This window comes from Chitinophaga sp. W2I13 (assembly GCF_050434005.1).
Classification (GTDB): Bacteria; Bacteroidota; Bacteroidia; order Chitinophagales; family Chitinophagaceae; genus Chitinophaga.
The window spans coordinates 3,131,809-3,149,238 of the sequence record NZ_JBNPWD010000001.1; the positions used below are offsets into that span (position 1 = coordinate 3,131,809).

23 protein-coding genes are annotated in these 17,430 nt (G+C 45.8%); 15 read left to right on the forward strand and 8 right to left on the reverse strand.

Features of this window, described 5'->3' with window-relative positions; all coding sequences use genetic code 11:
* Window positions 1-118 precede the first annotated feature (118 nt).
* The 6 genes from QFZ48_RS12895 (at window position 119) to QFZ48_RS12920 (ending at window position 6,256) form a co-directional block, all read left to right on the forward strand.
* Window positions 119-997 (forward strand): AraC family transcriptional regulator, encoded by an 879-nt coding sequence (locus tag QFZ48_RS12895; RefSeq protein WP_429062529.1) that lies wholly within the window; start codon window positions 119-121, stop codon window positions 995-997.
* Between the two features lie 15 nt (window positions 998-1,012).
* Window positions 1,013-1,474, forward strand: coding sequence for a DUF983 domain-containing protein (locus QFZ48_RS12900; RefSeq protein ID WP_429042414.1), 462 nt, complete (start codon window positions 1,013-1,015; stop codon window positions 1,472-1,474).
* Between the two features lie 261 nt (window positions 1,475-1,735).
* Entirely contained in the window at window positions 1,736-3,031 is a 1,296-nt protein-coding gene (locus QFZ48_RS12905) for a TolC family protein (protein ID WP_429042413.1), read from the forward strand.
* A gap of 13 nt (window positions 3,032-3,044) precedes the next feature.
* Window positions 3,045-4,277: an efflux RND transporter periplasmic adaptor subunit gene (locus tag QFZ48_RS12910; RefSeq protein WP_429062531.1), complete on the forward strand. Its 1,233-nt coding sequence runs from the start codon at window positions 3,045-3,047 to the stop codon at window positions 4,275-4,277.
* Window positions 4,274-5,023 (forward strand): ABC transporter ATP-binding protein, encoded by a 750-nt coding sequence (locus QFZ48_RS12915; protein ID WP_370908514.1) that lies wholly within the window; start codon window positions 4,274-4,276, stop codon window positions 5,021-5,023. Before QFZ48_RS12910 ends, QFZ48_RS12915 begins: the two co-directional genes overlap by 4 nt.
* A 12-nt stretch (window positions 5,024-5,035) precedes the next feature.
* Window positions 5,036-6,256, forward strand: a complete 1,221-nt coding sequence (locus QFZ48_RS12920) for an ABC transporter permease (protein ID WP_429042406.1) — start codon at window positions 5,036-5,038, stop codon at window positions 6,254-6,256.
* 91 nt (window positions 6,257-6,347) lie between these two features.
* On the opposite strand, the gene QFZ48_RS12925 is transcribed toward QFZ48_RS12920, so the two are convergent.
* From QFZ48_RS12925 to QFZ48_RS12935, 3 genes are all read right to left on the reverse strand, one after another.
* The gene (locus tag QFZ48_RS12925; protein ID WP_429062533.1) at window positions 6,348-6,587 is read right to left on the reverse strand and encodes a hypothetical protein; all 240 of its coding nucleotides are present in this window, start codon (window positions 6,585-6,587) and stop codon (window positions 6,348-6,350) included.
* 141 nt (window positions 6,588-6,728) lie between these two features.
* Window positions 6,729-7,022 (reverse strand): hypothetical protein, encoded by a 294-nt coding sequence (locus tag QFZ48_RS12930; protein WP_370908511.1) that lies wholly within the window; start codon window positions 7,020-7,022, stop codon window positions 6,729-6,731.
* A 408-nt stretch (window positions 7,023-7,430) separates the two neighbouring features.
* Window positions 7,431-7,826, reverse strand: a complete 396-nt coding sequence (locus tag QFZ48_RS12935; RefSeq protein WP_429042401.1) for a nuclear transport factor 2 family protein — start codon at window positions 7,824-7,826, stop codon at window positions 7,431-7,433.
* 140 nt (window positions 7,827-7,966) lie between these two features.
* On the opposite strand from QFZ48_RS12935, the gene QFZ48_RS12940 reads away from it, so the two are divergent.
* Window positions 7,967-8,965, forward strand: coding sequence for an AraC family transcriptional regulator (locus QFZ48_RS12940; protein ID WP_429042398.1), 999 nt, complete (start codon window positions 7,967-7,969; stop codon window positions 8,963-8,965).
* On the opposite strand, the gene QFZ48_RS12945 is transcribed toward QFZ48_RS12940, so the two are convergent.
* Window positions 8,953-9,540: an SMI1/KNR4 family protein gene (locus tag QFZ48_RS12945; RefSeq protein ID WP_429062535.1), complete on the reverse strand. Its 588-nt coding sequence runs from the start codon at window positions 9,538-9,540 to the stop codon at window positions 8,953-8,955. The two genes, QFZ48_RS12940 and QFZ48_RS12945, sit on opposite strands and share 13 nt — an antisense overlap.
* 146 nt (window positions 9,541-9,686) lie before the next feature.
* Here QFZ48_RS12945 and QFZ48_RS12950 point away from each other — a divergent pair, with 146 nt between their 5' ends.
* Window positions 9,687-9,968, forward strand: coding sequence for a hypothetical protein (locus QFZ48_RS12950; RefSeq protein ID WP_325639671.1), 282 nt, complete (start codon window positions 9,687-9,689; stop codon window positions 9,966-9,968).
* A 59-nt stretch (window positions 9,969-10,027) separates the two neighbouring features.
* Here QFZ48_RS12950 and QFZ48_RS12955 read toward each other — a convergent pair whose 3' ends face one another.
* On the reverse strand, window positions 10,028-10,873 hold the full coding sequence (locus tag QFZ48_RS12955) for an AraC family transcriptional regulator (protein ID WP_429062537.1): 846 nt from the start codon (window positions 10,871-10,873) through the stop codon (window positions 10,028-10,030).
* Window positions 10,874-10,959: 86 nt separating this feature from the next.
* Between QFZ48_RS12955 and QFZ48_RS12960 the strand changes: the two genes are divergently transcribed.
* The 7 genes from QFZ48_RS12960 to QFZ48_RS12990 all read left to right on the forward strand — a co-directional run bounded on the left by QFZ48_RS12960 (window position 10,960) and on the right by QFZ48_RS12990 (window position 15,698).
* On the forward strand, window positions 10,960-11,358 hold the full coding sequence (locus tag QFZ48_RS12960; RefSeq protein ID WP_429062539.1) for a DoxX family membrane protein: 399 nt from the start codon (window positions 10,960-10,962) through the stop codon (window positions 11,356-11,358).
* Window positions 11,358-12,302: a polysaccharide deacetylase family protein gene (locus tag QFZ48_RS12965; protein ID WP_429042388.1), complete on the forward strand. Its 945-nt coding sequence runs from the start codon at window positions 11,358-11,360 to the stop codon at window positions 12,300-12,302. Before QFZ48_RS12960 ends, QFZ48_RS12965 begins: the two co-directional genes overlap by 1 nt.
* An 80-nt stretch (window positions 12,303-12,382) precedes the next feature.
* Window positions 12,383-13,324, forward strand: coding sequence for a helix-turn-helix domain-containing protein (locus QFZ48_RS12970; RefSeq protein WP_429042386.1), 942 nt, complete (start codon window positions 12,383-12,385; stop codon window positions 13,322-13,324).
* Window positions 13,325-13,409: 85 nt separating this feature from the next.
* On the forward strand, window positions 13,410-14,150 hold the full coding sequence (locus tag QFZ48_RS12975) for an SDR family oxidoreductase (protein WP_429042383.1): 741 nt from the start codon (window positions 13,410-13,412) through the stop codon (window positions 14,148-14,150).
* 44 nt (window positions 14,151-14,194) lie between these two features.
* Window positions 14,195-14,947, forward strand: a complete 753-nt coding sequence (locus QFZ48_RS12980; RefSeq protein ID WP_429042380.1) for an SDR family oxidoreductase — start codon at window positions 14,195-14,197, stop codon at window positions 14,945-14,947.
* An 11-nt stretch (window positions 14,948-14,958) separates the two neighbouring features.
* Window positions 14,959-15,306 (forward strand): hypothetical protein, encoded by a 348-nt coding sequence (locus QFZ48_RS12985; RefSeq protein WP_429042378.1) that lies wholly within the window; start codon window positions 14,959-14,961, stop codon window positions 15,304-15,306.
* Between the two features lie 68 nt (window positions 15,307-15,374).
* On the forward strand, window positions 15,375-15,698 hold the full coding sequence (locus QFZ48_RS12990) for a hypothetical protein (protein ID WP_429042376.1): 324 nt from the start codon (window positions 15,375-15,377) through the stop codon (window positions 15,696-15,698).
* Here QFZ48_RS12990 and QFZ48_RS12995 read toward each other — a convergent pair.
* From QFZ48_RS12995 to QFZ48_RS13005, 3 genes are all read right to left on the reverse strand, one after another.
* Window positions 15,695-16,279, reverse strand: coding sequence for a 2'-5' RNA ligase family protein (locus QFZ48_RS12995; RefSeq protein ID WP_429042374.1), 585 nt, complete (start codon window positions 16,277-16,279; stop codon window positions 15,695-15,697). The two genes, QFZ48_RS12990 and QFZ48_RS12995, sit on opposite strands and share 4 nt — an antisense overlap.
* A gap of 80 nt (window positions 16,280-16,359) precedes the next feature.
* Complete coding sequence (locus tag QFZ48_RS13000; RefSeq protein WP_429062541.1) at window positions 16,360-17,139, reverse strand: cyclic nucleotide-binding domain-containing protein; 780 nt, start codon at window positions 17,137-17,139, stop codon at window positions 16,360-16,362.
* Entirely contained in the window at window positions 17,120-17,419 is a 300-nt protein-coding gene (locus QFZ48_RS13005) for a response regulator (protein ID WP_429062543.1), read from the reverse strand. The genes QFZ48_RS13000 and QFZ48_RS13005 overlap by 20 nt, the downstream gene beginning before the upstream one ends.
* Window positions 17,420-17,430 lie beyond the last annotated feature (11 nt).

Genomic DNA, 17,430 nt, shown 5'->3' on the forward strand with positions numbered 1-17,430 from the left:
AATTTCTGTGATGATCCGCCCGGATCATCACAGAAATTATTACAATAAGTAAAAAGTACCATTAAAGCCCCTAATACCACAACCCCCGTTCTTACTTCCTTTGTACCTTTGTTGCATCATGTCAAAGGCACTCATTCCAACATACGATATCTGTTCCCTGGCTATGGGAAAGCCGGCATCTGAGGATATACTGGTGGCCAGGTTTTCTGAGTACCTGGCGGCACACCGGGATATTCATTTTCCTCACCGGCATTCATTTTATCACCTGGCATTTTTTACTGCCGGGGGTGGAAGCCATACGATCGACTTTGAAAAATTCCCGGTAAAGCCCGGACAATTATATTTTATGGTGCCCGGCCAGGTACACAGCTGGTTCTTTTCCGGCGGGATAGAAGGTTACGTAATGAATGTATCTGCCGGTTTTTTTAATGCCTTCCTGCAGGATGCTGACTACGTGGAACGGTTCCCTTTTTTCAGCGGGGTAAGTGCAGAAGGAGTAGTACAGCTGCCTAAAGCCGCTATTCCCGTTGTAACCGCGCAGTTTGAAGGCATGCTCAAAGAAATGAAAGGTGATCAGGCTTATAGCCAGGATATGCTGCGGTTGCAGGTACTGGGAATGTTTATAGCCGTAAGCCGCGCCAGCAGGCAGGGGGAAACCCGGCAGGAATTGCCGCATAATTATGTGCTGCTGCGCAATTTCCGCAAGCTGGTGGAACAGCATTATATGCAGTTGCGGTTGCCGAAAGAATATGCCGCCCTCCTGTATGTAACACCTAATTATCTCAATGCCTTTTGCCGGCATATGCTGGGGAAATCGGCGGGGGAAATTATCCGCGACCGCGTACTGCTGGAAGCAAAAAGGTTATTGATCAATGCCGATATGAGTATTGCCACTATTGCCTACCAGCTCAATTTTGCGGACAATTCTTACTTCACGAAGTTTTTTAAAAAATACGCAGGAACAACACCGGAAGAGTTCCGGAAACATATTTCCTGATAAATCTTTCATTATATGTGTGCAGATAAAAACAATGTAAAACCCAGCCTGCTGAAAAGCCTGCTGGGAAACAAGTGCGCCCGTTGCAGAAGGGGATCTATCTATACTACCCCAAATCCCTACGACCTTAAAAACTGCTTAAAGATGCCCGATGTTTGCCCGGTATGCGGTCAGCCGGTGGAAGTGGAAGTTGGCTTTTACTACGGTACCGGCTATGTGAGCTATGCACTGTCCATTGCGGTGTGCGTGGCCAGCCTCATTGCCTGGTGGCTGTTCATCGGCTTCTCCATTTACGATAACCGGATTTTCTGGTGGCTTGGGGTAAACGCCCTGTTGCTGCTAATCCTGCAACCCCTGCTGATGCGATGGTCCCGTACCATCTGGATGGCCTTTTTTGTATACTACGATGAAAACTGGCACCAGGGCCCTCCGCAGGGAACGGGCCGCTCAAACGCAACTTTTAAGAACGCTATATAACAGGCCGGCAAACCAGGCAAAGAAACCGATAGGACGGAGATGGTAATTTACGGATCTATGGAGAGAACAAACGGACGAGTTATCCGTTATTATCTTTCTATGGGTCCGTTTTTCGTTTATTAATACCATCATAATTCGTTATCTTGTATTACTATTTGGCCCCTTATTCCAGTTGTAGCCTTTACTAACATCAATGATTATACGATGATGTTTTTCAGACAGCCCGGAAGATTTCTATTCATTTTTATTTTTTTGTTGTCAGTGACGCCCAGGCTGAACGCACAGGATAGCACCGTGCAGCAGCTCCCCGCACAGTGGACTTTACAACAGTGTTTCGACTATGCGCTGAAAAACAATATCCAGTTAAACAGCCTGCGCCTGAGCAAAATGAGCAGTGACCAGGATCTGCTGCTGTCGCGTGCGGCCAAGCTGCCTAATCTTACGGGGTCCGTTTCCCAGGATCTTAATGGCGGCAAATCTGTTACCGCTACCGGCAATTCTTCTTACCGGGTAAATACCACCGGTAATTATGGCGTTAATTCCAACGTTACCCTTTTCCAGGGCGGATATCTTAATAATGATATTAAGCAGAAGAACCTGCTCACGCAGATGGCAGGACTGAATATTGCCCAGCAGGTAAATGATATCACGGTACTGATTACACAAGCCTATCTGAATATCCTGCTGGCAAAGGAAAACATTGTATATGTGCAGGACGTGGTAGCCACCTCTGAAGCGCAGGTGAAGCAGGGACAACAACAATATGATGTGGGCAGCATTGCCCTGATAGGACTGGTGCAGTTAAAGGCGCAGCTGTCGAACGACCGTTACCTGCTGGTAACCGCCGAAAACCAGCACAGGCAGAACAAGCTGGTGCTGAAACAACTGTTGCAACTGCCCAGCAGCTATGATTTTGAAATCCAGGAGCCGGATACACTGATCACCAACACGCGGCTGTATGCCTTACAGGAAGTACAGGACTCTGCACTGGCCAACAGGCCGGAAATTAAAAGCAGTGAACTCGGCATCCAGGTATCGGACCTGGACCTGGCAAAGGCGAGGGCCGGGTATTTGCCCACGCTTACAGCCGGAGGCGCATTAGGATCTTCTTATGTTAGCGGAGGAGCCAACAGCGCTTATTTCAAGCAAATGGATAATAATTTTTATCAGCAGATAGGGCTCACTTTATCTGTTCCCATCTTCACCCGGCGGGTCGTGAAAACCAATGTGGAAAAAGCAAAAATAGAGGTGGATCAGTCGAAGCTGGTGTTGCAGGATACCAAAACAAATCTTACCCAAACGATAGAACAGTCATATATAGATGTGCTCAATGCGCAGTCGCAGTACGATGCTGCGGTGGAGCAGTTAAAATATTCACAGGAAGGTTACCGGATTGCCAGCGAACAATTAAAAGTGGGCGCTGCCAATATCGTGGTTTTTCTTCAGCAGAAGAATTTATATATACAGGCATTACAATCTTATATACAGGCGAAATACAATGCTGCTCTGAACATCAGGATATATGATTTTTACAGGGGCATACCGGTAAAACTATAAATGTAATTGAGGTATGAGAAAATATAAAGGTGTTATCATAACGGTGGTGATCGTACTGCTGCTGGTGGCGATCTGGTTTTTCTTTATCAGGAAGAAAAAAGAACCGGTCAGGTTTGATACCGCCAAACCGGAATACGGGCACATCGCCACTACCGTAACCGCTACCGGTACTATACAGCCGGTAGATACGGTAGCGGTGGGTACCCAGGTGTCCGGCACGCTCAAATATTTATACGTGGACTTTAACACCCAGGTGAAAAAAGGACAACTGCTGGCGGAACTGGATAAAGATCTTTTCCAGGCACAGGTAGATCAGCTGCGGGCCAATGTACAGGTAGCGCAAACCAACCTGGAATACCAAAAGAATAATTTCCAGCGGCAGGAATTGTTGTATAAAACCGGCGCCATCAGCAAAGCCGACTACGATATTGCCGCCAACCAGATAGGGCAGGCCAAAGCAAACGTGGCCAGCGTAACCGCCCAGCTGAATTCGGCATTAAAGAATTTCTCTTTTACAGAAATTCATTCACCGATCGACGGGGTGGTACTGAACCGGAATGTAAGCGTAGGACAAACAGTAGCCGCCAGTTTTAATACGCCTACCTTATTTGTAATTGCCAAAGATATTACCAAGATGCAGGTGGAAGCCAGTGTAGACGAAGCAGATATCGGCAATGTAAAAGACTCACTTCGTGTAACCTTCACCGTAGATGCTTACCTGGAAGATATTTTTGCAGGGAGCGTCCAGGAAATCAGGCTGCAGCCCTCGGTGTCTTCCAATGTGGTTACCTACAATACCATTATTAATGCGCCGAATGATAACAGGAAGCTGAAACCGGGAATGACCGCCAATGTTACGATTTATACCGCGGAGAAAGATTCCGCGCTGCTGTTGCCGGTAAAGGCACTTAAGTTTATTCCCGACTCTGTACAGCTAAAGGATTATGTGATACAAAGCGCAGTGAGGAGAACCCGTAACCCCGCTCAAACAAAGGATACTACGGGTGGTAAGTTTAAAAGCACCACGCGTATAGGTTCCTCCAATTATGTATGGATATTACGCGGTGATACGCTGGTGCAAAAACATGTAAGAACAGGACTAAACGACAATACGCATATTGAGGTACTCTCAGGGCTAAACGAAAATGATGTGGTGATAACGGGCGTCAGCGCCGGGGGAGCCGTGGCGGCCGCGGGAGGAAATACCAGTCCGTTTTTACCAAAAATGGGAGGGCGAAGACGATGAGCAGCAGCAAAATATTGGAGCTACAGCAGATCAAGCGTGAGTTTGTGATGGGGACTGAAACCGTACGCGCATTGAAAGGCGTGTCTTTTGATGTGTTTGCAGGCGAATTTGTGACGATTATGGGAAGCAGCGGTTCGGGGAAAACCACGTTGCTGAATATTCTCGGCTGCCTCGATAAACCTACGTCGGGGAGTTACCTGCTGGATGGCGTGAATGTGAGTAACCTGTCGCGCAATGAACTGGCCCGGTTACGGAATCATAAAATTGGATTTGTGTTCCAGGCATACAACCTGTTACCGCGTACCTCTGCATTGGAAAATGTGGAGCTGCCGTTGTTTTACAACCCCGAGTTATCTGTGCAGGAGCGGCGTAACAGGGCGCTGGGGGCGCTCCAGGCGGTGAAACTGGCCGACAGGGAAGATCATACGCCCAGCCAGCTTTCCGGCGGGCAGCAACAAAGGGTAGCCATTGCCAGGGCGTTGGTCAATCAGCCGGTCATGATCCTGGCAGATGAGGCCACCGGCAACCTGGATACCCGTACTTCTTACGAAATTATGGCCCTGATGCAGGACCTTAACCAGGAAGGCAAAACGATTGTATTTGTTACACATGAACCGGATATAGCGGCCTTCAGCAGCAGAACGGTGATGTTGCGGGATGGAAAAGTGGTGAAAGACAGCAAGAATGAAAACATACGCTCGGCGAAGGAAGCACTGGCATCATTGCCTCCGGCCGAAGATTATTAATTCAGCGAAAGCATGAGTGCAGTCAATCTCATAATGATAGCGTTAAAGGCATTGCAGCGCAATAAGCTGCGGGCATTCCTCACGATGCTGGGAATCATCATCGGTGTGGCCGCTGTTATTGCGATGGTGGCCATCGGGCAGGGCTCGAAAGAAAGTATCCAGTCGCAGTTGAGCAGCATGGGCTCTAACATGATCACCATTTTGCCAAGCAGCAACGTAGCCGGTGGGGTGAGGATAGGAGGAGAAAGCTTTCAGTCGCTTACTATCACAGACGTATTAGCGATACAAAAGAATGCGGAATATGTAAGCGCGGTGTCGCCGGTGGCGTCTACCAAAGGGCAGGCTATTTACGGGGCGCTGAACTGGCCTACGTCCCTGCAGGGCGTGGCTCCTTCTTATTTTGATATCCGCAAGCTCACGGTGAATGATGGCATCAGCTTTTCCGATGCAGATGTGGCTACTGCTGCGAAGGTGTGCGTATTAGGCCAAACGGTGATCAAGAACCTGTTTCCCAGTGGAGAAAGCCCTGTAGGAAAAGTAATCCGCCTGGGTTCCATTCCATTGCAGGTAATAGGCACACTGGCGCCGAAAGGACAGAGCTCTTTCGGGCAGGACCAGGATGATATCATCCTGACGCCTTACACCACTGTGCAAAAACGTATCCTGGCGACCATTTATTTCCAGAGTATTTATGCTTCCGCGGTAAGCGAAGGCGCTTCAGAGCAGGCTACCAACGAAATTATAGATATACTCAGAACAACACACCGTTTGCGTCCTGCCGATGAAAATAATTTCCAGGTGAGGACCATGGAGGAACTGATAAAAACGCTGAGTTCCACTACCAGCCTGCTTACTATCCTGTTGACCGCTATTGCCGGTATTTCACTGGTGATTGGGGGCATTGGTATCATGAACATCATGTATGTATCAGTAACGGAACGCACCCGGGAAATAGGGCTGCGCATGTCTATCGGCGCACGGGGCATTGACATTTTATTGCAATTCCTGGTGGAGGCAATTATTATCAGCGTAACGGGTGGTTTAATAGGGGTGGTGTTGGGGATTACTTCTGCCAAGGTAATTACGCTCACGCTTGGCTGGCCTACGCTGGTGTCGGAGTCTTCTATTATACTTTCCTTTGTGGTATGCGCCTTTACGGGGGTGTTTTTTGGCTACTATCCGGCACAGGCGGCCTCCCGGCTGGATCCTATTGAAGCATTGCGTTACGAGTAATTATTTACGCGTTACAGTCGTACGGCACCGCAATGCCTTCTGCGATCCATTTTATAAAAGCGCTTTCCCTTTCAAATTGTAGCAGGTTAAGTTAATGCCCGGTGATATCTTCCAGTGAGAAACCATCGGCATGAGTTTCAATGGCCTGGCGGGTGGCTATTTCCTGTTCGGTGCTGTAGTGTCCCAGCAGTTTTTTAAGTTCAAAAACCACGCTGTCGGAGGTATCGTTGGCGTGAATAACGGCTACTACAAACTCGTATTCACCAAATTGCTGCAGCGCTGCAATGGTCCTGGTATTTACCTTGTAACAGGTGCCTGGTTTCAGTTGCATAAGTGGGTATTTAATGGCAATATGAATATACATAACAAATATCGGGCTTGTTGTCATGGAATTATCTTCCATTACTGTTTTTTGTGGCAATAAAAAAGCCGGCAGGTTTCCCTGGCCGGCTTACTTTATGGCAGTGTAGATTTAGTCTTTTTTCTTATCATGTATCTGTGATTTCTTCAGATACACTTTCTTACCTTTTCCATCTACAATGTATTTCCTGTCTTTTCTGTCAATATAAACGGTTTCCCCGTTGGGGCCTTCCTTGCCTTTAAAGGTTTTATCTGTAATGGTGGAGGCTCCTTTAACAGCGATAGAGGCTGTTTTATTTCCCACTTTTTTTGCAGTGCTGTCGATTCCCTGTGCAAATGCATGCTGACCGGCCAGTGTTACTGCTACACCGATGGCCGCAGCTATCAGAAGTTTTGGAGTTTTCATGTTATTACTTTTTTATTTTTAAAAATGATTGCCTGACGCTGGTTATTATTCAACAATAGTGCCACTTGGTTTGTTATTGTAATACAGTTTTTTATAAATGTGTTTTTTACCGCATTGCTGGTACATACCGGGGAATTTCCCGTGGCGGGATCATTTAAATTTCGTATATTCATTTACGGTAAACCCTCTGCCTGTGAAGTAGTCGAAGGTCTGTATCTATCTGTTCCTACACCTCACGGGGAGAATTAAAGTAACGCGTAGCTATTATCTAAACGATAGTTGATTTCTCCTTATTAGTTGATGCTAAAAAATGACTGTTATCCGTAACAGCGGGAGAATTATTTGCACAAAAAAACACCCTCCAGACTGCCCGTGGTCCGGAAGGTGTTGCCCGTGTTGAATTGTAATTTAATTGCCCCAGAAAATATTTTCCTGTTGGATATCTTCCGCATATATTTTCGCTGCCACAATTTTACCATCTTTCACCGTATATACGTCTACGTTATCTGTATGCAGTTCCGCTCCCGGCCGAGATGCTTTCCAGGTAAGTACTACAGATGCCTGGTCGCCGTGTACTGCAATGGTTTTGATGGCAGCGAGTGACATGGTATTCTGTGATACCTCAAACATACCGCTTACCATCTGGAATACTTCCCCGCTGGATTTTTTAATACCGGAGAAGCGGTTGTTGCCCGGTTGTTCCCAGTGTATTTCGGGATGTAGCAGTGCGCCTAATTTTTCAAGATTTACCTGTTGCACGGCGTTTACAAAATCGGTTACTACCTGTAGGGTTTGTTGTTCCATTTTATTTTTTTTATTGTTGATGAATTGATAATGCAAAGCTAGTCCCCGGCGGCTCTTTATCATTTACCTTTACACGACAATTACTTACCAATTAGCGACATAATGATTTTTGTAAACACCGGACGAAATACCTTTGCTATATGAAACAGCTGGTATTGAGTATTATCGCGTATGCTGTACAGCGGGATGTAGATGCTGCACAGCTTTGTAAGCTGGCGGGTATTGACCTGGCGGCATTGAAAAGGAGTCATGCAGTGCCGGTAACTGTACAACAGCTGCAGGATTTGTGGCTGAATGCGGGCCGGTTAACCAACGATCCGTTGTTCGGGTTGCACTTTGGCGAGTCCCTGCAACCTGCTGCCCTGGGGGTGGTGGGAGAAATAATCCGGAGCAGCGCTACCGTTGGGGAGGCCTTAACTCACGCTGCAGCGCTAACGCACCTGGTAACGGACGAGTGCCGGATGGAAGTAACGCGTACCGCTAAAAACTTTACGGTGCGGCTGCTGCCGGCGGTTGATTATGGCGCAGCGCCACCCTATGCTTTCCGGCAATTGATAGATCTTTTATTGATGATGGTGATTCATGAACTGGATGGCCTGCTGCTGGAAAAAATAGTCCCGCAGGCAGCGCGGCTGGCCTACACGGTTCCGGACCCTGCTGAATATGAGCGTGTTTTTCGTTGTAAGCCGTCGAAACGGGCAGGAGAGTATGCATTGGTATTTGACAGCAGGTATTGGGATGAGCCACTGTTAACGGCTAATTATGAGCTTCAGAACCTGTTGTTGCAGAAGGTAAGCAGTTTACCCCAAACAGCAGGTCAGCACAAAACTTTACAAAACAGGATCTATAATTACCTGCTGGCGAATTCATACCTAGGCGTGTCGTCGCTGAACGACATGGCGGCCAATTTCAATATGAGTCCCCGGAGTTTGCAGCGTAAGCTGAAAGAGGAGGGTGTAAAATACCAGGATATTGCAGATGCGGTGCGGCATTCACTGGCGGTGTATTATATTTCGTCCGGTAATTACCCTTTGAAAGATGTTTCCTGGATGCTTGGTTATAATGAGTTAAGTGCTTTTACAAGGGCTTTTAAGCGGTGGACGGGCAGTTCGCCGGTACAATATCATCAATCGTTGTAGTTCAGGAAGGTGTCTTTGTGCACGATTCCCCATTTCTTCACAAAAATATATTCTCCCTTTTCGAGGGCAGTGAGATAATCCTGCAGCCATTCTTCAAAAGAACCGGCTACAATGGCGCGGTGACTGTCGTCATGCCAGAACGTGATCACTTGTCCGTGCTTGCCTTCCGGTGCGGGGTCCAGGTCGATACACAGGTGGTTACCAAAGCCGTCACCGGTAAAAGGGATCCATAAAGGATTCCACCAGTCGTTTTTTATGCCGGTATCAGGTGTGGAGAGCACGGGTTCATCGTGATAATTGAAAGTTCCGGCATCCAGCAGGTCTTTCCAGTGATGCCATTGGGTGGTGATGTCTTCCACGCTTAACAACTGATCTGCATCTACGAGTCCGGCCCTGGCTTTCTGCTGCCCGTTGTGAATGGCATAAAATGCTTTAAAAGAGGCCGGCATGGCCGTTCCTATTAGTTTTTCAAGAGATTCCACCGCCTCAAAAGTAACGCCGGGATGGAGGATGTTAAGCAGTCTGGGGGCGTGCTGCTGCATCCAGTTCTCCCATCTTAGCCAATATTGCTGCATATGGTATGGGTTTTAACGACTATAAAGATGTGAAATTTAATCAATAAATTTATTCATTCCCACTGCATGTTTTTTATAAGCTAATTATCAATAATTTTGTAGCTCTTGAAAAGAGTACAACATCATTAAAAGTAAATAACTCCTTTATGGCACAGCTACCTAAATTTCTGATTGCAGACGATCCTGTAACAGATCCGGAAAATGAATATATTTTTCATACCGAGAAACCCCGCTTCTTTGCCAAACGGGTAGAAGAAGATGAAGAAACTGCCTACATCGATATCATTCATGAAATCGATAATGTAGAGGAATTCTATAAAAGCGCTCCGGAAAAGAAACAGGAACTGCTAGAACAGCTGGAAGACTGGTACTACTCTTACATGGAGTGGCTGGAAGATGATGGAGAAGAAGAAGAGGACGAAGAATAGTAACAGGAAAAGGTATTGTAAAAAGGCGTCCGCATACTGCGGGCGCTTTTTTATGCCCGTCAGTTAGCGTGCAGCTGCAGTTCTTTCCGGTAAGCAGAAGGATTTACACCTTTATATTTTTTAAACATCCTGTTCAGGTGACTTTCATCTGTAAAGCCCAGTTCATCCGCAATTTCCCCTACCCGCATACTGCTGTACTGCAGCCGTGTTTCCACCAGCTTCAGTTTGTACTGGGTAATGTATTGCTGGAGGCTGTGGCCATTGTTACGCTTAAAATATTCACTCAGATAAGTGGGCGAGATATTAAAGTGGGCTGCAATCTGCTCTGCCCGCAGCTTTTCAGGCGTGTAAATATTTTCGTGTATATAGTGCAATATATTCATGGAAGCATCCTGTTTCGCAGGATGTTTGGGCTGTTCCGGCATTTGCAGCAGTATATTCCGTGCAATCACCATGATCATGGTATTTACAATTTGCTGGGCCATTTCCCGGTGATAGGGCTGCTGGTTTACCAGCTCGCGGATCAGCGCCTCTACCAATGCTTTTACCAGCGGTTTATCATTTTTATTTTTTAAGATACATCCCGGCATATGGTTGTGATTCTGAAAAATAAATTCCAGTTGCTGTATCCAGTCTTTATGCTGATTTTGAAGGTAGATGTTATTAAAGCGGATAAAGAAGAATTTAGTAGATTCCTGCACGTCAAATGAGTGGCAGTCCTGCGGCATTACCAGGAACAGTTTCCCCGGGCTGTATGGCAGCTGGTTCTTATTCACACACTGCATTCCACTGCCTTCCACAATATACACCAGTTCAAAAAAGTTATGTTTATGCGGATCTATCGGGCATTCTGTACATTCCCGGTATTCTATCTCAAAAGGCTGATATAAATTCTCTTGTAGCATACCTGCAAAAGTACAGAATGATCCTAAAAAAGTACAAATTATTTCCCGGGTTCCGGCTGATCTTTGTGTCACAAAAAATCAAACAAATGGAAAACAACCCTATCGTATTTCTGTTGCTCCGGCTGGCGGTAGCTGCCAGCATGTTCGGTCACGGCCTGGTAAGGCTCCCTAAATTAAATGGCTTCAGCGCCTGGATGGTAAAAAGCTTTGAAAAATCCATGATGCCCGACTTGCTGGTAGTGCCTTTCAGCTATGCTTTGCCTATCGCCGAATTTATAATCGGGCTGCTGCTTCTGCTGGGGTTATTTACCCGTGCTTCCCTTATTGGCGGGGGTATAGTAATGGTGATCCTGATATTTGGCACTGCTATGATAGAAAACTGGGAAGCATTGCCCTCCCAGTTGATCCATGCCGCCTTCTTCGCCGTACTGCTGGCTTTTATCCAATACAACACCATTGCAGTTGATCATCTCATTAAAAAATAATGGCTACAAGAAAAGAATTCCTGAAAACAGCCGGCCTCGCAGGTTTAGCCGGTATGGTACTGCCCGGAACGGTATTGGCACAGGCAAAAGCCATACCCACGGCCAAATCCGGCGCCGGATGGGCAGATGGCTCGCGCCTCGTAGTATCAGTATCTATGCAGTTTGAAGCCGGCGGCCAGCCAGACAGACCCGAAAGCCCTTTTCCTCAGAATATGCTCAAAGGCTATAAAGACCTTCCTGCCACTACATGGTACGAGTATGGCTTCAAGGAAGGTATTCCCCGCATGCTGGATAACTGGGACAAACACGGCATAAAAGTAACCTCCCATATGGTTGGCAGCGCGGTGGAAAAGCATCCGGCCCTTGCGAAAGAGATTGTGCAGCGCGGGCATGAGGCAGCCGCACATGGCCGCGACTGGTCGTCGCAATACATGCTGCCCTATGAAGAAGAAAAACAGTTTATCAGCGATGGCGTGGAAGCAGTAAGAAAGGCCACCGGCGTAACGCCGGTAGGCTACAACGCCAACTGGCTGCGCCGGGGCGATAATACCCTCAATATCCTGCAGGAACTGGGCTTCCTGTATCATATCGATGACCTGAGCCGTGATGAACCCTTTATCACTGAAGTGAACGGCAGCGACTTTGTAGTAGTACCATATACCTTACGTTGTAATGATATCCAGCTGGTAGCAGGCCAGTGGTTTTCTACCGATCAGTTCCTGCAACAGATAAAGATGGAATTCGATCAGTTGTACGAAGAATCTGCCCGGCGCAAACGCATGATGTCTATCAGTTTTCACGACAGGATAGGCGGTACCCCGCAAATGGTAAAAGCTACCAGCGAGTTGTTTGCCTATATGAAAAAGCACGCCGGCGTGACGTTTAAAAGGAAAGATGATATTGCCAAGATGGCACTGGCGGACAAGAATACGATCAGGGAGTAGCAAGGTGTGAAATTAAATAAAAGACAGGCGGGTGATGCCTGTCTTTTTATTTAATTTCACATAAAGCAACCTAACATCGAATGCCAGAAAAGAAAGCACGCCAGGAGGAAAGGATTATATTCAATACCCTGCTGGATCAGTATATTTACCAGGGTTTACCGGTGGACAGCATCGACGCCAAAACCGCCTTTACCATTCATAACCTGAAGGACATCCATTTTGAGCTGCCTTATACTTCCATCGTATACCGGACTAATTTCTTTTCTTTTGTTTTTGTGAAAGATGCTGTGGGCAGGTACACCACCGATGATGAAACTTTTAACACGTGTCCCGGAACTATTTATTTCACTAATCCGGGTCATTTCAAATCTTTTGAATGGCAGGAAATTAACGATGTACACCTGATTACACTCAGTGAATCTTTTCTGAAGGAAAATGTACACCAGAAGATTTTTGAGGAATTTCCTTTTCTCCTGGCGGAAACCGTACCGCCCAGGACATTGCAGCCGGAAGTGTTTGCGGAGTTTGAACAATTATATCTGCAGATAGAAAAGGAGTATTTTTCCTCGTCTACGTACAGAACGCGGATGATAGGGAACCTGTTTGTGGTGCTGCTGCTGAAGATCAAAGAATATTTCTGGGAAGATTATAACCCTATATATGAAGGCAACCGCAGCTCACAGATTGTAAAACAGTTTAAGAGAACCCTGGAGCAGCACTACCGCGACCTGGTAAGCGGGAAGGCAGATAAGGTATTCAGGGTACAGGATTATGCCGATGCACAGCACCTGCATCCCAATTACCTGAGCAATGTGATTAAAAGTAAAACCGGAAAGCCCATAGGCACCTGGATTACAGAGAAAACGATCACCGAAGCCCGTACATTGCTGCAACATTCCCCTGCGTCTATCAAACAAATCGCCGCTCAACTGGGCTTTACAGAATCCACTCATTTCAGTAATTATTTTAAGAAGCAAACCGGTATTTCTCCCGTTTCATACAGAAAGCAACATGCATCTTAGATATTTGTAACTATTAGTGTAATTCTTATACTTTTCAGGGCAACGGTTGGCTCATCTTTGTGTTATCAAAATAAAACACAAAAATATGAGCACGCTAAAAGATAAGATCATCCTGGTTACCGGTTCTTCAAGAGGTATTGGCGCTACAATGGCCCGCCAACTGGCGGCCGCAGGCGCAAAAGTAATCGTTAACTATGCCGGTAGTAAAGATGCCGCGCAGCAGGTAGTGGAACACATCAGGCAACAGGGTGGCGATGCCATCGCACTGCAGGCAGATGTAAGCAAAAGCGACGAGGTAAAAGCCCTGTTTGACGCCGCTATTGCGTATTATGGCCGTATCGATGTACTGGTGAATAACGCCGGCATCATGATCACCAAACTGATTAAAGATACCACCGATGAAGATTTTACCCGTCAGTTTGACATTAATGTAAGAGGCACCTTCAATACCATGAGGGAGGCCGCTACCCGCCTGGCCGACAAAGGCAGTATCATTAACTTCTCCACTTCTGTAAACCGTATTATGCTGCCTGCATATGGCACCTATGTGGCCACCAAAGCAGCAGTGGAACAGCTCACCCGCGTGTTCTCCAAAGAAGTAGGCGCCAGGGGTATCAATGTAAACTCCGTTTCTCCCGGCCCTACCAATACCGAATTATTTACGAATGGCAAATCAGAAGAAGTGATTGCGCGACTGGCTTCCCTTTCCGCCTTTAACCGTATTGGCGAACCGGATGATATTGCACAGGTAGTAGTATTCCTCGCAGGTGACGACGCCAAATGGATCAACGCCCAGAATATTGGTGTAAATGGCGGTATGGCCTGAGGATAAAGTGTCCTTCTTTCTAAAAAAGTATTAAATATAATATCATGAACAGCTTAAAAAATAAAGTAGCGCTGATTACAGGATCAGCCAGGGGATTAGGTAAAGCCATTGCAGAACGGTATGCCGCTTTAGGTGCGGATGTAGTGGTTAACTACTCAAAAGACAAAGCGTCTGCAGATGAAGTGGTAAGCAACATTACCGCTATGGGCGCCCGCGTAATTGCTGTACAGGCAGATGTGAGCAAAGTAGCTGATCTGGAAAAACTGTTTGCAACAGCAAAAGAGGCTTTTGGTAAGATAGATATCGTGGTGGCCAATGCAGGTATTGAAATGGTGGAAGTGCCGGTAACAGAGTTTACAGAAGAGCAGTTTGATAAAGTATTTTCCATCAACACAAAAGGAACTTACTTTACCATGCAGCAGGCAGCAAAACATGTTGAAAATAATGGCCGTATCATTTATATCGCATCCAGTACTACCTCCTTCCCGGTACCCGGTATGGCCGTTTATGGCGGAAGTAAAACCACTCCGAGATACCTGGTAGATATTTTGTCGAAAGAAATAGGACATAAAGGAATTACCGTAAATTCGATTATCCCTTTTGCGGTAGATCATTCCGGCATTTTTGCCGACCCGGCGGCTTATCCTGCACTAAGAAAACAATTACTGGATAGTTGTCCGATGGGAAGACTCGCAGAAGTGGAAGACGTAGCTAACCTGGCTGAGTTTTTTGCCAGCGATTTATCCTCTTTTGTTTCCGGTCAGCACCTGTTGGTGAACGGAGGCGCCACCAACTAAAATCTATTATTATGGTACTTAAAGTACTCAATGCCGTCCTGATCATTTTTACTGTATTCATGGGCCTGAAACAAGGCCTGGCAATGATTGGCCAGAGGCCGGAAATGATTACAATGTTCAGCCGGTGGCACTTTAGTAAAACAGCCATCATCGTCAATGGAGTGGTAACGGTGTTGAGTGCTTTAATGATCCTGTTTCCCAGAACATTTTTGTTGGGTAACTTCCTCATGGCCGCAACGATCCTGATGATTATCTGCTTTTCTTTGTATGGCCGTGATGTGAAAGGTGCTGCTATCGAGGTGCCTTTCTTCCTCCTGAATCTTGTTATCATTTATTTGCAGCATCCGCTCGCAAAATGAAGATGTTGTTATTGGCCATTATCGGCTTTCTGCCACCAGTACTCTTTGCGCAGCAAAAAAGTCGTACCATGAATACAGATAAACTCACGCATGCCACGGTGAAACAGGCGATCAACGCCCTGCAAACAAACGACAGTAAAACATGGTTTGCCTTATTTGCTGATAAAGCAGAACTGTTTGACGATGGAAATAAAATGGATTTTAAATCCTTCTGGCAGAAAGCCATTGGACATGAACGCTTTACAAGTATCGATAAAGTAGAGAATAACGGAATGGATGTGTATGGCCTGTTTCACAGCGATCAATGGGGAGATTTTAAAACTTATTTTAAGTTTCATATCGATAAGGACGGGAGAATTAACCGGCTGGATATTGGGCAAGCGAATTATTAATCGGATAGAAATACTTCAAAGAGTTTATCATACTGTTTATCACCAGCCGTTTTCTTTAGAATAGTAATTTTTGTGCATAGAAAGGAATTGTGATAATCGAATGCGGAGAGATCTGTTTTGCGGAGCTTATTATGCGGTACTTCTTTTACTATAGTCATGTGTGGTGTCATCTTTGGTGTTTTCCGCTTAAGCGCTTTAAACAAGGATTTATGGACATCAATTATTGGCTGGGGATTACCGATCTGTAAAACCAGTGAGTCGGAAGTGTATCCATGTGGAAAAATGTTGCATCCATTCAACTGAACTTCAAAGGAAGATAAAGCTGATACGGCATTTTTGACGAGGTTGATGATCGAGGTGTCATTCTCTTCTGATGTTAATTTCAGCAGGGAGATATGTGCTTTTGAATATTGTCCGTGTTTTACCTCCGGGAGCAGATCATAAACTTTATTCTCCAGGAATTTGACATGATCCATTATGTTACGGGGTGGCGAAATAATAACTGCGTAGGATACCATCGTGGTAGGAACGACATTCAGCGGAAATAAGGTCAGTTGATCAGGGTTATGGCGACGTGGCATAACTTAATAACAAAATAGGTGCGGGTTTGGTTTGGCAAGCATTGGAGTTTGCTATTGAGAGCAAAATAAATGAAAAGTCGTCAGTTTAAAATTAACTCCAGTTTCTTCCTGTTAAGGACAAAAATGAGCCCTTCTTTAATAGAAATGAGTTTTTCATCCCTGAAATCACCCAGTGTACGGATCAATGATTCCTTAGCTACACCCGTCAGGGCTGCGAGACTATCCCTGCTCATATCAATACTGTAATTGGCATTTTCAGAAGAATTATATTTCTTATATAAGGATAATAAAGCGGTAGAAACTTTTTTTCTAAGAGAGTTATATGCGATCCCCAGTAATTGTTCTTCCTTTTCTGTAACGTTTCGGGAAAGCAATTGTATGAACTTGTGCAGGATGCCTAAATTATTAAAAAGAAGGGATTCAAAGTCTTCCCGGGGAATGATCACCAGCTCCGCATCTTCCAGCACTTCTGCGTTTTCATTATAAACCCGCTGTTCCAGTAAGGCAGTATATCCCAGGAAATCACCTTCATTATATAAACCGATCACCAGTTCTTTTCCTTCGTCATTTCGTTTGTAGGTGCGGATTTTCCCCTTTATGATATAATAAAGGGAAGAGGGACGATGACCTTCCAGGTACACCTCCTGTTTCTTTTTATACTTCTGCACATTACTATCCTCTTTTATGGATTCCTGGCTGTCTTTATTGGCAGCTGTTTGAATAAGCGTATTCAGGCCTTTGGGGGTAGGAGGTAATTCCTTGCTGATCTGTTCCGCTTTTTTCAACCGGCAGGCTACGGCTTTTAGAAGCTCTGTAGTATTAAAGGGTTTAGTGATGTAATCATCTCCTCCCATTTCCATCCCTTTCCGGATTTCCGGCTTTTCTGACTTCGCGGAAAAGGAAAATGAAAGGTGTATTCCTTAAGCGTTTATTTTTATGAAGCATGTGCAATACCCCATATCCGTCCAGTACCGGCATCATAATATCGCAGATGATCAGGTCTGGTAATTGCGTAATGGCCATTTCCATGCCTTCCTTTCCGTTCTCTGCGGTAAGGGTGGAATAACTGGCCAGTTCAAGTATCTCCGCGATATTTTCACGGATTTCAATATTATCTTCTATAATTAATATCTTTTTCACGTAGAAACCAA

What these genes read in the sequence shown, in the direction of transcription:
- QFZ48_RS12900 (WP_429042414.1), top strand. Translation starts at nt 1,013, where the DNA reads ATGTGTGCAGATAAAAACAATGTAAAACCCAGCCTGCTGAAAAGCCTG.
- QFZ48_RS12950 (WP_325639671.1), top strand. Translation starts at nt 9,687, where the DNA reads ATGGCACAGCTACCTAAATTTCTGATTGCAGACGATCCTGTAACAGAT.
- QFZ48_RS12995 (WP_429042374.1), bottom strand. Translation starts at nt 16,279, where the DNA reads ATGCCACGTCGCCATAACCCTGATCAACTGACCTTATTTCCGCTGAAT.
- QFZ48_RS12910 (WP_429062531.1), top strand. Translation starts at nt 3,045, where the DNA reads ATGAGAAAATATAAAGGTGTTATCATAACGGTGGTGATCGTACTGCTG.
- QFZ48_RS12990 (WP_429042376.1), top strand. Translation starts at nt 15,375, where the DNA reads ATGAATACAGATAAACTCACGCATGCCACGGTGAAACAGGCGATCAAC.
- QFZ48_RS12965 (WP_429042388.1), top strand. Translation starts at nt 11,358, where the DNA reads ATGGCTACAAGAAAAGAATTCCTGAAAACAGCCGGCCTCGCAGGTTTA.
- QFZ48_RS12920 (WP_429042406.1), top strand. Translation starts at nt 5,036, where the DNA reads ATGAGTGCAGTCAATCTCATAATGATAGCGTTAAAGGCATTGCAGCGC.
- QFZ48_RS12930 (WP_370908511.1), bottom strand. Translation starts at nt 7,022, where the DNA reads ATGAAAACTCCAAAACTTCTGATAGCTGCGGCCATCGGTGTAGCAGTA.
- QFZ48_RS12935 (WP_429042401.1), bottom strand. Translation starts at nt 7,826, where the DNA reads ATGGAACAACAAACCCTACAGGTAGTAACCGATTTTGTAAACGCCGTG.
- QFZ48_RS12915 (WP_370908514.1), top strand. Translation starts at nt 4,274, where the DNA reads ATGAGCAGCAGCAAAATATTGGAGCTACAGCAGATCAAGCGTGAGTTT.
- QFZ48_RS12940 (WP_429042398.1), top strand. Translation starts at nt 7,967, where the DNA reads ATGAAACAGCTGGTATTGAGTATTATCGCGTATGCTGTACAGCGGGAT.
- QFZ48_RS12945 (WP_429062535.1), bottom strand. Translation starts at nt 9,540, where the DNA reads ATGCAGCAATATTGGCTAAGATGGGAGAACTGGATGCAGCAGCACGCC.
- QFZ48_RS12970 (WP_429042386.1), top strand. Translation starts at nt 12,383, where the DNA reads ATGCCAGAAAAGAAAGCACGCCAGGAGGAAAGGATTATATTCAATACC.
- QFZ48_RS12960 (WP_429062539.1), top strand. Translation starts at nt 10,960, where the DNA reads ATGGAAAACAACCCTATCGTATTTCTGTTGCTCCGGCTGGCGGTAGCT.
- QFZ48_RS12955 (WP_429062537.1), bottom strand. Translation starts at nt 10,873, where the DNA reads ATGCTACAAGAGAATTTATATCAGCCTTTTGAGATAGAATACCGGGAA.
- QFZ48_RS12980 (WP_429042380.1), top strand. Translation starts at nt 14,195, where the DNA reads ATGAACAGCTTAAAAAATAAAGTAGCGCTGATTACAGGATCAGCCAGG.
- QFZ48_RS12985 (WP_429042378.1), top strand. Translation starts at nt 14,959, where the DNA reads ATGGTACTTAAAGTACTCAATGCCGTCCTGATCATTTTTACTGTATTC.
- QFZ48_RS13000 (WP_429062541.1), bottom strand. Translation starts at nt 17,139, where the DNA reads ATGGAAATGGGAGGAGATGATTACATCACTAAACCCTTTAATACTACA.
- QFZ48_RS12925 (WP_429062533.1), bottom strand. Translation starts at nt 6,587, where the DNA reads ATGCAACTGAAACCAGGCACCTGTTACAAGGTAAATACCAGGACCATT.
- QFZ48_RS12895 (WP_429062529.1), top strand. Translation starts at nt 119, where the DNA reads ATGTCAAAGGCACTCATTCCAACATACGATATCTGTTCCCTGGCTATG.
- QFZ48_RS12975 (WP_429042383.1), top strand. Translation starts at nt 13,410, where the DNA reads ATGAGCACGCTAAAAGATAAGATCATCCTGGTTACCGGTTCTTCAAGA.